Consider the following 13,730-nt stretch of genomic DNA (forward strand, 5'->3'; position numbering starts at 1 on the left):
CAAATCGTTCGCAAAGCTATATTAGTCGCTTATTTGTTAATAATTCACTGAATTTGTACCTAATTTTAAATGTCAATACCAAAGACCATAAAAAAAACAAATATTGTTTAAAAAACAACCTTTGATTTTTGTGAAAAAAGCAGTAAACTTGCCGCCCTTTTTTTGGACAGAGACGCTGTTGTGCGTTTTTCAGTTTTAACTGAAATTGTCAGCGGTTCAAACTTAGGCTTGATAGCTCTAAATTATATTAATGAGCATTTAATGTGATTTATGGAATAACAAGCGGTGGTAACAAGTTAATGCAAATTGGTCCTTACACTCTCGACAACAATTTAATTGTTGCGCCAATGGCTGGAGTAACGGATAGACCTTTTCGACAATTATGTCGTCGTTTAGGTGCAGGACTTGCAGTCTCTGAAATGTTGTCTTCCAATCCACAGGTTTGGAAAACAGACAAATCCATGAACAGAATGAACCATCTGGGCGAAACTGGTATTCGCTCGGTTCAGATAGCTGGTGCAGATCCGGATTTAATGGCTGAAGCTGCCGCATTTAATGAAAAAAATGGGGCGCAGATCATTGATATCAACATGGGCTGCCCGGCAAAGAAAGTAAATAAGAAGTTAGCAGGCTCTGCGCTTATGCAACATCCTCAATTGGTGGAAGACATCATTAAGGCGGTAGTAAAAGCAGTAAAAGTACCTGTTACCTTAAAGACGAGAACCGGATGGGATACCGATAATCGTAATGGTGTTGAAATAGCCAGAATTGCCGAGCGTAATGGCATTCAATGTTTGGCTATACACGGGCGAACAAAAGCTTGTATGTACAAAGGCCAGGCAGAGTACAACACCATTAAAGAAATAAAGGAAAATGTACAAATCCCTGTTATTGCTAATGGCGACATTACGTCACCGGAACAAGCTGAACAGGTATTAGCGTATACCAATGCCGACGGTCTTATGATCGGTCGTGCCGCGCAGGGTCGACCTTGGATATTCCGAGAGATTGACCACTATTTACGAACCGGTCATATTCTGGCGCCACCAGAAAAGGAAGAGGTTCGTAGTATATTATTGGAGCACGTTACTAATTTGCACCAGTTGTATGGTGATGTGTTAGGTCCACGGATTGCTAGAAAGCATGTTGGTTGGTACTTAGCAGATCAAGACAAGGACAGGTCATTTAGAAAAAGGTTTAATGCAATTGAAGATTGCCAACAGCAATTTGATAACTTAAACGCATTTTTCGAAAATATATAAAAATACATTTGGCAACGACTTAGGTCCACGCCAGATTTTAGTCTTAACTTTACACGATAGAGAAGAAATAACATGTTTGATCAAAACGTTCCAACTCCGTTCATTACGAATGCGCACATCCAAACAGCTGACAAACCTCAGCCGTTACGCAACGAAGTTAAAAAAGCAGTTCGTAATTACTTACAAACGTTAAATGGTCAAGATTCTACAGACGTATATGACTTAGTATTGTCTGAATTAGAAAAACCACTTTTAGAAGAAATCATGACATATACTCGCGGCAACCAAACACGCGCAGCGAATATGTTAGGAATTAACCGTGGTACTTTACGTAAAAAGTTAAAACGCTACGGCATGAACTAGTCCCCTTGCGGGATGACCGCAGAAAAGCACCTTAGGGTGCTTTTTTGTTTTTAGCTTTACAGATTTTAATCATTTTTTTAAATAATCTAAGGTAACTACAATCAATGGATACATTACGACCTGTTCGCCGCGCACTTATTAGCGTGTCAGACAAAACTGGTATAGTAGAGTTTGCTCGTACACTCACCTCACACGGTGTTGAGATTTTATCAACAGGTGGCACGTTCAAATTACTTACTGAAAATGGCGTAAACGCAATTGAAGTTTCGGACTACACTGGTTTTCCAGAAATGATGGATGGACGTGTAAAAACACTTCACCCAAAAATTCATGGTGGCATTTTAGCTCGTCGTGGTATTGATGACGCAGTGATGACAGCAAATGATATTGAAGCAATCGACATGGTTGTTGTTAACTTATATCCGTTTGCTAGTACAGTGGCTAATCCAGATTGCACAATGGAAGATGCGGTTGAAAACATCGACATTGGCGGTCCAACTATGGTTCGTGCTGCTGCAAAAAACCATAAAGACGTGACTATCGTTGTTAATGCCAAAGATTACGACCGTATAATTAATGAATTAAATGATAATAACGGTGCGACTAAATTTGAAACTCGTTTCGATTTAGCCATTGCCGCTTATGAACACACAGCGCAATACGACGGTATGATCGCCAACTACTTCGGTAAAATGGTTCCAGATTATTCTGACAATGCTGAAGAAGTGGAAGACTCTAAATTCCCACGTACATATAACTTACAGTTTAGTAAGAAGTTAGAAATGCGTTACGGCGAAAACAGCCACCAGCAAGCTGCATTTTATGTTGAAAGTGAAGTTGAAGAAGCGTCAATTTCAACAGCAACTCAATTACAAGGTAAGGCACTTTCTTATAACAACATTGCTGATACAGACGCAGCATTGGAATGTGTTAAAGGATTCGAGCGTCCAGCTTGCGTTATCGTTAAACATGCAAACCCTTGTGGCGTTGCAGAAAACGATACTATTTTAGAAGCCTATAACCGCGCTTATAAAACAGACCCTACGTCTGCGTTTGGTGGCATTATTGCCTTTAACCGCGAATTAGACGCTGACACGGCAGAAGCAATTGTTTCTCGTCAATTTGTTGAAGTGATTATTGCACCATCTATCTCAGCTGAAGCAGCACAAATTGTTGCAGCTAAGAAAAATGTTCGTTTATTAGAAACAGGACAGTGGTCAACTAAAACAACTCAACCAGACATTAAACGTGTTAACGGTGGTTTATTAGTTCAAGACCGTGACCAAGGTATGGTTGCAGAGGCAGACTTAAAAGTTGTTTCTAAAATTCAGCCGACTGAAGCACAATTAAAAGATTTAATGTTCTGCTGGAAAGTAGCTAAGTTTGTTAAATCAAACGCAATTGTTTATGCCAATGACAGCATGACAGTGGGTGTGGGTGCTGGCCAAATGAGCCGAGTTTATTCTGCCAAAATTGCAGGTATCAAAGCCGCTGACGAAAACTTAGTAGTTGAAGGTTCGGTAATGGCATCAGATGCCTTCTTCCCGTTCCGTGATGGTATTGATGCAGCTGCCGCAGCTGGTATCAAAGCAATCATCCAACCGGGTGGCTCAATGCGCGATGAAGAAGTTATCGCTGCTGCTGACGAACACGGTATTGCTATGGTGTTTACTGGAATGCGTCACTTCCGTCACTAGACACTTAGTTTAATATTAGATGTTAAAAAAGGAGCTCAGGCTCCTTTTTTGTTATTTTTATAACCATATTCAATCTAAAACTTCTTGGTTCATTAAATGATTTCATATATTGTTTTTATCATTCAATAATATAAGGATATAAAATCATGAACTCATTTATCAAGCTCGCCTCTATCATTACTAGCCTAGTTCTATTATCTATAAGTAATCCTGTTTTTTCTGCCACACCTAAACACATTATTTTATTTGGTGCTCCCGGTGCAGGAACTAATGCTCAAGTTAAAGCATTATCTGAGAAATATAACCTGACATACATCAACATTAATTTATTAGTAGAAAAGAGATTAAGAGACTTATATGCCTCGATTACCCCAAGTATTACAGGGGTCAGCATACATGAGCTTGATACCAAAACGGTGAACAAAGCTATAACTCAAGCAAACCAAAAAAGAGCAGATAAAATAGAATATGCCTTATCACAGCTCAAAAAAGGGCAATTTATAGATGATGCCATTATTGATGTATTTATCGCTCAAGTGATATTACAACAAACGAATGATAATGGTTTTATCATTAACGGATATCCCATGAACAAGCGACAAGCATCATTCCTAGACGCCCTCTTTGATACCTTAGAAGATGTTCATTATTCACAAGTTAAGGTAATTTATTTAAATATCACGGATGAAGTTGCACTCAAACGTATGAAGAAACGTAAACGGTTAGATGACCAATTAGGCTTTGCCAAGGTTCGTTTAAACTACTTCCGCAAGAACATGAGTAGTATCCTTGAATATTACAATGATGATGTAATAGAAATAGACGGCACTTTACCTGCAGGGCAAATAACGAAAGATATTGAACGACAGTTACACCTAGAACAATAATAAGTTTTTATTACTAGTTATTCTTGCTACTTAATTAAAATGACTAGCTTTGTTCAACGGTGATCATATACTTGCTGTGTAGAATTACTCAATGTCATTAACGGGACTCAACATGGATTACAACACTTCAGAATTATGCGATATGTTTGCTGAGCAAATTGACGTACTTTCACCTATCTTTGAACATTATGGTGGTGTGACATCATTCGGTGGCCAAGTTCAAACTGTAAAATGTTTTGAAGATAACGGTTTAATTATGACTGTGGTAAACCAATCTGGTTTAGGCAAAGTGTTAGTGATTGATGGTGGTGGTTCAATTCGTTCTGGTTTATTGGATGCTGAAATTGTTGAAATAGCAGTTGAGAATAAATGGGAAGGTATTATCTGTAACGGCAGTGTACGTGAAGTAGACGCACTTGAAGAGTTTAGCATTGGCATATTAGCTTTAAACTCAATCCCAGTTGCTGCAGCGGATACTGGCGCTGGAGAAGATGACGTAGCAATTAACTTTGCCGGCGTTACCTTTTTACCTGATGATCATATTTATGCTGACAGCACAGGTACAATTCTTTCTGCTGAGCCGCTTGATATCGAATAAAGATATCGACTGAGCTAGTCATAAAAATTTCAGTAAAAAAAAGAGGTGAACTTTCACCTCTTTTTTTATTTGTGTTTATAATTTTTTATTGGCCAAGCTTTTATAAGCTTACGATTTATTCGCTTTACTCTTTATTCGCTTTACTCTTTACTCGCTTTCTAGCTCTATACCAATATTGGTTACGCCGTCGGCAAATACAATTTCTAATGCTTTATTGCGAATTGATTTTAAGTCTAAATCTTTCAATCTGGTGGTTGATAACCAATCAATTAAGTCGGTCAATACTGACATTTCTGCCGTCATCAATTCGTGTTCACGGATAACATCATTTTCTAACTCAATATCACCTGCTTGATATTCAATAAGGTGCACAATGCAACCTTGCGATATTTTAGCAATAGCCACTGAGTCATACTCTTCTTCGCTTTGCTCGCCATTAATGTAAGTTAACAATCCTGTGCAATAATAAATTGCTGGGTAAACGCCGTATACATCAAAGTCTAACTCGTCTGGCGTTAACGCTTCTATTTTTTCTTCCATTACGGCAAAGTTAACTTTGGCATTTTTAACTAACAATTTTTCCCACAAGCTATTAGCTATATTATCCAAGGTATATGGCTGTGGAAATTCTGTCACATGAGCAAATAATTGATAATTTGGTTTCATTCTTTCTAACAAGGCTAAAGATAAAACGCTTTGCTGCTTTCTTGATAATTCACGAATACGTTGAAAGTTATTGGTTTTTTCGTGAGCTGAGCTTTTGTTAGATGTCTTTTTCTTCGGTGACGCTTTATTAGATGAATTGGCCAAATGACTTCTCACTTTATTGATAAATTGTTATATCAGGCTGAAATTATCTGCATTATAACAATAGACCTAGATATTCGATAGCTGTATGATTTTAAAATCGAACGGATTACGGCTTATTATCATATGACTTTAACGACACCCGCTTTATTGTTTCCTGCAATTTCTTTATTGTTACTTGCTTACACCAATCGTTTTTTAGTATTAGCCCAGCTGATCAGGGGATTGAATAAACGTGATAATGAAGGATTAGAATTGGTTGTAAAACGTCAAATATCCAATTTACGCACTAGATTATTTCTCATTAGAGCGATGCAAAGCGCTGGAGTATTAAGCTTTTTATTATGCACTATCGCTATGTTTCTTATATTTGTTGATATGCCATTTTCTGGCTCCATACTCTTTGGCTTAAGTTTAACGTCACTAACCGCATCTTTGGTTCTGTCATTATTTGAAGTACATATCAGTACCAGAGCAATTGAAATAGAACTAGAGTCGATGGAGTCGTTAAAAGGCGTAAAAGAAACGAAAAGATCAAAGATACGAAATATACTTAAATCAGATTAACGGCTCTGCTTTTTCAATCTATTATCTGAGCATTCTAACTTTAGCTTTTAAGTGGATAAGAATATTGTTTCAGTGTTGGAAAACAAGTACAGCATATAATGAATTGAAGCACTTAGAAGCATTAAAAGCAAAGGGTTCAACGCTATTAAAATATGCAGTAAAAAGTAAGTCCTAGGGCTTGCTGTCCACCTCAGAGCGCTTGGTTAGGCTACGATTTCGGTAACAATTTCAGTTTTCACTGAGTTAGCAATGAAACATTGCTCATGTGATTGATGATGCATTTTTTCAAGTTGCTCCATCGTTGGTTTTTTATCATCCGAAAACTGAACATGTGGTCTAAGTGTAACTTTAGTCATTGAAATTTTGCCATCGCTATCTTTTTCCATAATACCAACAGCATCGTCTACATATGAATCTACAACATATCTTCTTTTTGCTGCAATTGATAAGAAGAACAACATGTGACAACTAGAAAGAGACGCAACAAATGCTTCTTCTGGGTCTACATTTGCTTCAACGGAATAAGGTAAAGGAACGACGTGAGGTGAAGAAGAGGCTTGAACGATTACACCACCATCAAAAATCCATTCATGCCCTCGGCTATATTTGTTATCAATATAACTTTCATTACTATCTCTAACCCAATTGATTTTGGCAAAATACTCTGACATTTGAACTCTGTTTATGAAAGTAGCCTAACACTCATATTAAGCGGACTAAAATGTGTAGCGTAGCGAAACTGAGCCTACTGTTTTAGTGCCGTTTAAATGGACTTGATATGCGGTGAATCAAGGATCCACCTTTTGGCTAGCATTTATTGGGCTACGTAACCCCACAAGAAGTAATAATATACCAAAGGTTAGTTCAAATACTGCACCTGGTATTAATAGTATTATTGCAAAGTTTCCATAACCTAAAAATTCAGCGACCATTGATAGAGTCATAAGGGGATATCCAATATAACCTAGCCATGCCAACGGAACATAAATCACTCTTGTTGCAATTAGCCAACGACAAAAAACAATACTACCTAAACCTAAGATAATCATGGCAAGTCTGTAAAGTGTAGTATTTAACTCTCCACCATCAGAAACGAAAGTCAATGCAATTGCACCGATACCAAGAAGCAAAGCCTCGGACAGTCGAGTAAAAAAGTATATGTTAGCAGAGAGTGGAGAATCTTTTTCAAGAATAGATTTAACGAGCAACCCAATAACAATAACGACAACTGAGTTTGTAAGTATTAAAGACATTCCAAAAATCATCTGCCCATTTAGCGCAAGAGCCGTGCCTCCTCCATACAAAATAAAAGCGAGCAGGAACAATCCGCCAATTAACCTAGATTTAGTATTTTTTGATTTCTCTTTACCGTGTACCATTTTATATTGACCTGTATTTAATTAACCTTGGAGTCATATATTGCTAGATAATCTGCTTATATTAGATCTCATAAAGCGCCTGCCTAACACGCTATGTGTTGGCGCGGCTTTTTGCGTTGTTTGCTAAAACCATAACAACATTACGTTGTTGGAGTTTAGGCGTTTATATGGAATATTATTTCGGTAAGCAACTGTCAAAATCTTTAAAACTTTCTTGTTTTATAATATTTGTGCCTACTTTCGTACTCCACAATTCGGCTTTACATTGATGAGGGTTAATATTCACACGACCAAGAAGTCTTAATTCATAATCTTTTCCGACTTCCGGTGTGAATTTAGCAAACATAGGACAGTTACTATATTGTCCAGCAATTGTGAATATTTTTATAGAGAGTTCTTCTCCTGATTTAACCTGTACACCTTCTTCGTTAAATTCAGAAATTAGTGGATTACTGGCAGTTTGAGTTATTAATCTCACATCCTCTTTAGCTTCTAATCCTGCACGACACCCTCGAAATTTGGCCACTTTATAAATATGAGTGGTCGTTCCTAATAAAGGACCATCTATATTTCTAGTCATTAATAACTTGGAAGTATCGACATTAGTCGGGGGGACGTAATCTTGAATTATTGCGCAACTTGTTAAAAGCATTAATGGCAAAGCGATGAAATACTTTCTAAACATAATTTTCCTTATATGCATAGCGCCTTAATAACAGGCAAAAAATTGTTTGCTAAAATGTTGAGGAACGAAAACAGCAAACTGTTTTTTGTCCTTGTTTATTAGTTTGTTAGGCATTTTTTACACCGTCAATGGTTTTATGGACAGCTATATACCAAAACAATGCCATGGCTAATGAAATTATTACACTACTAATGAATGATTCTTCTATTTTTAGCAAATAACCAGCATTGGTAATTTGACCAAACTCAACCACTAATGTTTGTGAGTAAAATAAATTATCGTACCCTGCGATGCTATAAAGAGACCACATAATATTCAAAACAAAACTGACAACAAACATTACAGATGTATATTGCCAACACTTTTGCCAACCATAAACTCGAAGTATTAGATGACAAATACCGGCGAAAAATAAGAAAAAAACGTAAGCAAAAACTAAATTGAATAGCGCCCAAAAACTTAAAGAACTATGCCCCCAATATGGAATTGTCCAAATTAAAGCGATAATCAAAGGAGACAAAAAAACTCCAAGTGCTATCCGTTTCACGAAACTCTCCTAAATGCCTAACAATTTATTAGGGGGGAAGTTTCTCGTTTTTCTGCCAAACCACTTTCCCCTTTTTGTTCTTACTATATTAATAACAAAACCTGTAACTCTTTGCCAGTGCTTTTATTTTTTCAGTTATACACAAACTGCTCAGGCAGAAAAAAAGGAAGCTCTCCTCTTTTTCTTAACTAGTAAGGAAACTCCAAATTAACTGTATGTGATTACACTCAACTGAGGGCATTATATTATGAAAACTCGTTCCCCTTTCTTAAGTCGTATTTCTGATTATATGTGCTTAAGGTTGTATTTAAAACGTACGATAGACACATATTTAAAATAGATTGCGTCATTTATTCACTTTCATAATAAGCGTCATCCCGCTTCAATGGGTGACTCTGAGGTTGAGTGTTACCTTGCTCACCTGTGTTACAACAAAAAGCAACAGCGAAGAAGGTAAAACAGACACAAAAAAACCGCTCAGTAAGCGGTTTGTTGTTTTCTTTTGCAGTATTTAAGCAGTGTTTATACCAATTGTATTAATTAGCGTTTAAGGCTAAGACTTACCGTTAAAATTTAAAGAACAGTTCACGGTAACGCTTTAGCTCTTCAATACTTTCTCTTATATCGTCTAACGCTAAATGTGCGCCTTTTTTCTTGAAGTTGGAAACCAGCTCCGGCTTCCAGCGTTTGGCTAATTCTTTTACTGTGCTTACATCTAAATTACGATAATGGAAAAAGTCTTCCAGTGTCAGCATGTGTATATGCATAAAACGACGGTCTTGGCAGATACTGTTACCACACATAGGTGAAGTACTGGCTGGCACATAATCTTTTAAAAACTCGATAGTTATGTCGCAAGCATCCTGTTCAGAAAACTTACTTTCTTTACAACGCTTTGTCAGCCCTGATTTGCCATGCTGATTCACGCACCACTCATCCATATTATCTAACACATCATCTGATTGATAAATCGCGATCTCTGGACCTTCAGCCAAAATATTAAGATCACTGTCGGTTACGATACTCGCAATTTCGAGTACTTTATCGGTACGAGGTTCCAATCCGGTCATTTCCAGATCTACCCAAATTAGATTATTTTCACTAAATGACATATAAGCCTTACGGAATCCTTTTTATCGCGCATGGTTAAGTATAATATGAAACCATTGTTATTCTTTTTATTAACTTTCACAAGTTTTTATAATTAAATCATAGGCCAAAAGTGGCAAAACAAAAGAAATTAACCAAATCTCAATCAAGACGAATTAAAGATAACCAAAGTAAGCGTATTGCTAAGGCAAAAGACAAAGGCTCTTCCACTGATAAAGTAGACGACTCTATGCTTGGTGAGCAACGTTTTGGTCAAGTGATCACTCGCTACGGCCAACATGCTGATGTGGAAAATACTGAAGGTGAACTTATCCGTTGTGACCTGCGCCGTGCTGTTGGCTCATTAGTTTGTGGGGACAAAGTTATTTGGCGTCCTTACAAAGTTTCAGACTCGGACTTTGGCGGTGTAATTGAAGCCGTTGAACCAAGAGAAAGTGTATTTGTTCGCCCAGATTTTTACGACGGTCTTAAACCGGTTGCCGCTAATATAGATCAAATCTTTATTGTTTCAGCCTTATTACCAGATTTAGCACCAAGTATTATTGACCGCTATTTAGTTGCGGTAGAACAACTTGATATCACGCCTATCATTCTTATCAATAAAATTGATTTATTAGATGATGCCAATAAGGAAGCGGTTGATAAAACGGTCGAGCTATATAGAAGCATTGGCTACCAAGTTCTAACTATGTCTGCCATTGAAGAACAAGGTATCGCGTCAGTCAGAGATTTATTAGTTGGCAAAACCAGTGTGTTTGTTGGTCAATCTGGTGTGGGTAAATCATCTTTGGTTAATTCAATTTTGCCAGAGGTAAATATCTTAACCAAACAAGTGTCTGACAATAGTCGACTTGGTGTACACACAACCACGGCATCAAGATTATATAGACTTGATAATGGCGGCTCTATTATCGACTCTCCTGGAGTGCGTGAATTTGCCATGTGGCATTTGGAAACAGAACAAATTTTATATGGTTTTATAGAATTTAGACCTTATTTAACTTTGTGTAAGTTTAGGGACTGTAAACATCAAAAAGATCCCGGCTGTGCATTACAAAAAGCGATTGCCGACGGTGAAGTTTCGCAGGAAAGATACAGCAGCTATAAACGCATATTACAAACCATTGATGAAATTACCTTACGTCATCAATCAAAAGAACCAAGTTAGAGTCGCTGACACTGACTGTTACAAACAATTGTTCATTGAACTTAATTGCTCAGGTACAATGGCAACAGAATAAATATAACGACAAGAATAAATTATATTCTTAAGGGTAAATAAGTGAATTTTGATAACTTAAAAATCGCGTTCCAATACGCGCTACCAAAACACGGTGTGTCTAAATTGGTTGGCTTTTTAGCAAGAGCTAAACTTGGCTTTGTTACAACTGGATTAATTAAAAGCTTTGTTAAAGCTTATGACATTAATATGGATGAAGCTAAACACTCAGACCCTGCATATTTCAAAACCTTTAATGACTTTTTCACCCGTGAATTAGCTGAAGGTGTTCGCCCAATAATTAAAGATGAAAACAAACTGGCCCACCCAGTTGATGGCGCTGTTAGCCAATTAGGTCCAATTAAAGACGGTACTTTGGTACAAGCTAAAAATCATTATTATTCAACTTTAGAATTAGTTGGTGGCGATCAAGCGATTGCAGACAAGTTTGAAGATGGTGACTTTGCCACTATCTACCTAGCGCCAAGTGATTACCACAGATTACATATGCCAGTTAAAGGTACATTAACAGACATGATTTATGTTCCTGGTGATGCGTTCTCAGTAAATCCGCTAACAGCAGCAAATGTACCAAACTTATTTGCTCGTAATGAACGTGTTGTTTGTATATTTGATACAGAAATTGGTCCAATGGCAATGGTACTGGTTGGTGCAACTATTGTTCGTAGTATTGAAACTGTATGGGAAGGAAATATTACGCCTCCACGCGGTACATTAAAGCAATGGACATACCCAAGCGACGGTGACGACGCGATAGTATTAGACAAGGGCGAAGAAATGGGTCGCTTTAAACTAGGTTCAACTGTTGTTTGCTTATTTGGTAAAGACAAAATTAAATTTGTTGAAGAGTTAACAGCTGGTTCAGTTACCCGTTTAGGCGAACATTTTGCTGACGTGGTATAACATTAGTTAGTACAAATATGAGCGAATTAATTCATTGAGCTTAAAACAGCTATTTACTGACCCGCATCCAATGGTCAAATTACACTTAGGAGTTATGCTTCTAGGTGTCTCTGGATTATTCGCTAAACTTATCCAACTTCCCGCATTAGATATTATTGCTTACCGTAGTTTATTAACCGTAGCTCTGTTGCTGGTAATATTACTGTTAAGTAAAAGTAAAATCCGCTTAAACTCATTTAAAGATTATAAAATTGCTCTGGCATTAGGCTTGTTAGCAGCTCTGCATTGGGTTACTTATTTTGCCAGTATACAAATGTCCTCAGTGGCTGTTGGTATGATCACGTTATTTACTTACCCTGTTTTAACCGTTTTATTAGAACCCCTTGTTCGCAAAAAGCTCCCCTCAGTTCGTGATATTTTAATTAGTGTCATTGTTACTTTTGGCATAAGCATGCTGTTCCCATCGTTGTGGAGTTCAGATGTTGCATTAACTGACGACTACTTACTTGGGATCATTTTAGGTGTTGTTTCAGCACTTGCGATGGCATTAAGAAATATCGGTATCCAGCACTATTTTACTGGCTATTCTGGTACTCAAAGCATGTTTTATCAGTTTTTAGTCACCGCCGTTGTATTACTACCTTTTGTTGGCAATACGCCAATGGATGTATCGATGGAAAATTGGCAGCTACTTCTTTTATTAACTGCATTTTTCTCAGCGGCGCCTCATGTTTTATTTGCCTCTGCTATTAATAAGCTCTCGGCTAGAACGGCAGGGTTAATTGCTTATTTGCAGCCTTTATATGGCATTGCCTTAGGTTTTATTATCCTTGCAGAAGTGCCAAAGCTAATGACATTATTAGGCGGCGTGATCATATTGTCGGCAGCGATATATGAAACTTATTTATCTAATAAGCAAGCCAAGAAACTATAATTCAACCTGAGATGATAAAGGTATAATATTAAATGAAAATATTTGCTCACCGAGGCATTTCAGCTCACTTTCCTGAAAATAGCCAAACCGCTATTAGTCAATGCGATCCTAGCTTTATGGCTGGAGTGGAAATAGATCTGTTTCAATCTGGCAATCAATTTATTGTTATCCACGACAGGTGGCTAACGCGTTTATTTGATATTGATAAAAAAACCATAGATTTAACCAACGATGATATTACCAATATTATGGGTAAAGATGGCAAACCAATCCCAACATTGGAATGGCTAATTGAAGAGTTGGCAGATAAGTCATTAATATTAAATATTGAATTAAAGAAGATCCAAAACGTTGACTTATTTTACAAAAAATTAAAACAGGCTTGTAACAGAGTAAACTTTCCAATGGAAAACATGCTTGTTTCGTCTTTTAACCATGTGTATTTAAAAAAATTACACACGTTAGATCCAAGTTTAAAACTGGGATTATTGCTAACCAACCGCCCTGTCGACATAAAAAAATACCTAACTCACTTTTCTGTATTCAGCATACATTTAGATATGGACTGCGTAAGCAAGTCATTTTTGAACGAAGTAAAGACACTTGGTACTGAAGTTTATATTTTCACCATTGATCACACAAAAGAGATAAAATGGTGTTATCAGAATAAAGTAGATGGCATATTTGCTAACGATCCCTTGCATGCGTTTAATGTGATTAATGATTTATCTTAGTTAAAGTTCTAGCTGAC

At 37.1% G+C, this 13,730-nt stretch carries 17 protein-coding genes and 1 pseudogene; 12 read left to right on the forward strand and 6 right to left on the reverse strand.

What is annotated here, in order from left to right; genetic code table 11:
• The first annotated feature begins 299 nt into the window (after nt 1-299).
• The 5 genes from dusB to rraA all read left to right on the forward strand — a co-directional run bounded on the left by dusB (nt 300) and on the right by rraA (nt 4,807).
• On the forward strand, nt 300-1,262 hold the full coding sequence (gene dusB / locus Q0940_RS05585; protein ID WP_299265475.1) for a tRNA dihydrouridine synthase DusB: 963 nt from the start codon (nt 300-302) through the stop codon (nt 1,260-1,262).
• Between the two features lie 72 nt (nt 1,263-1,334).
• Nucleotides 1,335-1,625, forward strand: a complete 291-nt coding sequence (fis, locus tag Q0940_RS05590; RefSeq protein WP_105051584.1) for a DNA-binding transcriptional regulator Fis — start codon at nt 1,335-1,337, stop codon at nt 1,623-1,625.
• A 104-nt stretch (nt 1,626-1,729) separates the two neighbouring features.
• On the forward strand, nt 1,730-3,322 hold the full coding sequence (gene purH, locus Q0940_RS05595) for a bifunctional phosphoribosylaminoimidazolecarboxamide formyltransferase/IMP cyclohydrolase (RefSeq protein ID WP_299265290.1): 1,593 nt from the start codon (nt 1,730-1,732) through the stop codon (nt 3,320-3,322).
• Between the two features lie 146 nt (nt 3,323-3,468).
• On the forward strand, nt 3,469-4,209 hold the full coding sequence (locus tag Q0940_RS05600) for a nucleoside monophosphate kinase (RefSeq protein ID WP_299265292.1): 741 nt from the start codon (nt 3,469-3,471) through the stop codon (nt 4,207-4,209).
• A gap of 112 nt (nt 4,210-4,321) precedes the next feature.
• Nucleotides 4,322-4,807 carry a ribonuclease E activity regulator RraA gene (gene rraA, locus Q0940_RS05605; RefSeq protein WP_299265294.1) on the forward strand — a complete coding sequence of 162 codons (486 nt, stop codon included), beginning with the start codon at nt 4,322-4,324 and terminating at the stop codon, nt 4,805-4,807.
• 147 nt (nt 4,808-4,954) lie between these two features.
• Here the strand turns inward: rraA and Q0940_RS05610 are convergent, their stop codons facing one another.
• Nucleotides 4,955-5,617, reverse strand: a complete 663-nt coding sequence (locus Q0940_RS05610) for a YjaG family protein (RefSeq protein ID WP_299265296.1) — start codon at nt 5,615-5,617, stop codon at nt 4,955-4,957.
• A 123-nt stretch (nt 5,618-5,740) separates the two neighbouring features.
• On the opposite strand from Q0940_RS05610, the gene Q0940_RS05615 reads away from it, so the two are divergent.
• Together Q0940_RS05615 and Q0940_RS05620 are read left to right on the forward strand one after the other, a co-directional pair.
• Nucleotides 5,741-6,181, forward strand: a complete 441-nt coding sequence (locus tag Q0940_RS05615) for a DUF2721 domain-containing protein (RefSeq protein ID WP_299265298.1) — start codon at nt 5,741-5,743, stop codon at nt 6,179-6,181.
• A gap of 28 nt (nt 6,182-6,209) precedes the next feature.
• A pseudogene (locus Q0940_RS05620) lies at nt 6,210-6,356 on the forward strand (IS110 family transposase); the annotation flags it as partial.
• Nucleotides 6,357-6,384: 28 nt separating this feature from the next.
• Here Q0940_RS05620 and Q0940_RS05625 read toward each other — a convergent pair.
• The 4 genes from Q0940_RS05625 to Q0940_RS05640 form a co-directional block, all read right to left on the reverse strand.
• The gene (locus Q0940_RS05625) at nt 6,385-6,852 is read right to left on the reverse strand and encodes an OsmC family protein (RefSeq protein WP_299265299.1); all 468 of its coding nucleotides are present in this window, start codon (nt 6,850-6,852) and stop codon (nt 6,385-6,387) included.
• Nucleotides 6,853-6,969: 117 nt separating this feature from the next.
• Nucleotides 6,970-7,560, reverse strand: coding sequence for a DUF4386 family protein (locus Q0940_RS05630; protein WP_299265300.1), 591 nt, complete (start codon nt 7,558-7,560; stop codon nt 6,970-6,972).
• A 175-nt stretch (nt 7,561-7,735) separates the two neighbouring features.
• Nucleotides 7,736-8,245 (reverse strand): hypothetical protein, encoded by a 510-nt coding sequence (locus Q0940_RS05635; RefSeq protein ID WP_299265301.1) that lies wholly within the window; start codon nt 8,243-8,245, stop codon nt 7,736-7,738.
• 106 nt (nt 8,246-8,351) lie between these two features.
• Nucleotides 8,352-8,792, reverse strand: a complete 441-nt coding sequence (locus Q0940_RS05640) for a hypothetical protein (protein WP_299265302.1) — start codon at nt 8,790-8,792, stop codon at nt 8,352-8,354.
• Nucleotides 8,793-9,144: 352 nt separating this feature from the next.
• Here Q0940_RS05640 and Q0940_RS17095 point away from each other — a divergent pair, with 352 nt between their 5' ends.
• Nucleotides 9,145-9,249, forward strand: a complete 105-nt coding sequence (locus tag Q0940_RS17095) for a hypothetical protein (RefSeq protein WP_363323568.1) — start codon at nt 9,145-9,147, stop codon at nt 9,247-9,249.
• Between the two features lie 109 nt (nt 9,250-9,358).
• On the opposite strand, the gene orn is transcribed toward Q0940_RS17095, so the two are convergent.
• Nucleotides 9,359-9,904 carry an oligoribonuclease gene (gene orn / locus Q0940_RS05645; RefSeq protein WP_299265303.1) on the reverse strand — a complete coding sequence of 182 codons (546 nt, stop codon included), beginning with the start codon at nt 9,902-9,904 and terminating at the stop codon, nt 9,359-9,361.
• A 110-nt stretch (nt 9,905-10,014) separates the two neighbouring features.
• On the opposite strand from orn, the gene rsgA reads away from it, so the two are divergent.
• From rsgA to Q0940_RS05665, 4 genes are all read left to right on the forward strand, one after another.
• Nucleotides 10,015-11,070 carry a small ribosomal subunit biogenesis GTPase RsgA gene (gene rsgA / locus Q0940_RS05650; protein ID WP_299265304.1) on the forward strand — a complete coding sequence of 352 codons (1,056 nt, stop codon included), beginning with the start codon at nt 10,015-10,017 and terminating at the stop codon, nt 11,068-11,070.
• A gap of 114 nt (nt 11,071-11,184) precedes the next feature.
• Nucleotides 11,185-12,045, forward strand: a complete 861-nt coding sequence (gene asd, locus Q0940_RS05655; RefSeq protein ID WP_299265305.1) for an archaetidylserine decarboxylase — start codon at nt 11,185-11,187, stop codon at nt 12,043-12,045.
• Between the two features lie 34 nt (nt 12,046-12,079).
• Nucleotides 12,080-12,979 (forward strand): DMT family transporter, encoded by a 900-nt coding sequence (locus tag Q0940_RS05660; RefSeq protein WP_299265306.1) that lies wholly within the window; start codon nt 12,080-12,082, stop codon nt 12,977-12,979.
• A gap of 32 nt (nt 12,980-13,011) precedes the next feature.
• Nucleotides 13,012-13,713, forward strand: coding sequence for a glycerophosphodiester phosphodiesterase family protein (locus tag Q0940_RS05665; protein WP_299265307.1), 702 nt, complete (start codon nt 13,012-13,014; stop codon nt 13,711-13,713).
• Nucleotides 13,714-13,730: the final 17 nt, after the last annotated feature.

It is taken from the genome of uncultured Psychrosphaera sp., assembly GCF_947500655.1.
GTDB lineage: Bacteria > Pseudomonadota > Gammaproteobacteria > Enterobacterales > Alteromonadaceae > Psychrosphaera.

Excerpts from the sequence above, each read along its gene's own strand:
- orn (WP_299265303.1), bottom strand. The coding sequence starts at position 9,904 with ATGTCATTTAGTGAAAATAATCTAATTTGGGTAGATCTGGAAATGACC.
- rraA (WP_299265294.1), top strand. The coding sequence starts at position 4,322 with ATGGATTACAACACTTCAGAATTATGCGATATGTTTGCTGAGCAAATT.
- Q0940_RS05665 (WP_299265307.1), top strand. The coding sequence starts at position 13,012 with ATGAAAATATTTGCTCACCGAGGCATTTCAGCTCACTTTCCTGAAAAT.
- Q0940_RS05615 (WP_299265298.1), top strand. The coding sequence starts at position 5,741 with ATGACTTTAACGACACCCGCTTTATTGTTTCCTGCAATTTCTTTATTG.
- Q0940_RS05600 (WP_299265292.1), top strand. The coding sequence starts at position 3,469 with ATGAACTCATTTATCAAGCTCGCCTCTATCATTACTAGCCTAGTTCTA.
- Q0940_RS05635 (WP_299265301.1), bottom strand. The coding sequence starts at position 8,245 with ATGTTTAGAAAGTATTTCATCGCTTTGCCATTAATGCTTTTAACAAGT.
- Q0940_RS05625 (WP_299265299.1), bottom strand. The coding sequence starts at position 6,852 with ATGTCAGAGTATTTTGCCAAAATCAATTGGGTTAGAGATAGTAATGAA.
- fis (WP_105051584.1), top strand. The coding sequence starts at position 1,335 with ATGTTTGATCAAAACGTTCCAACTCCGTTCATTACGAATGCGCACATC.
- Q0940_RS05630 (WP_299265300.1), bottom strand. The coding sequence starts at position 7,560 with ATGGTACACGGTAAAGAGAAATCAAAAAATACTAAATCTAGGTTAATT.
- dusB (WP_299265475.1), top strand. The coding sequence starts at position 300 with ATGCAAATTGGTCCTTACACTCTCGACAACAATTTAATTGTTGCGCCA.
- purH (WP_299265290.1), top strand. The coding sequence starts at position 1,730 with ATGGATACATTACGACCTGTTCGCCGCGCACTTATTAGCGTGTCAGAC.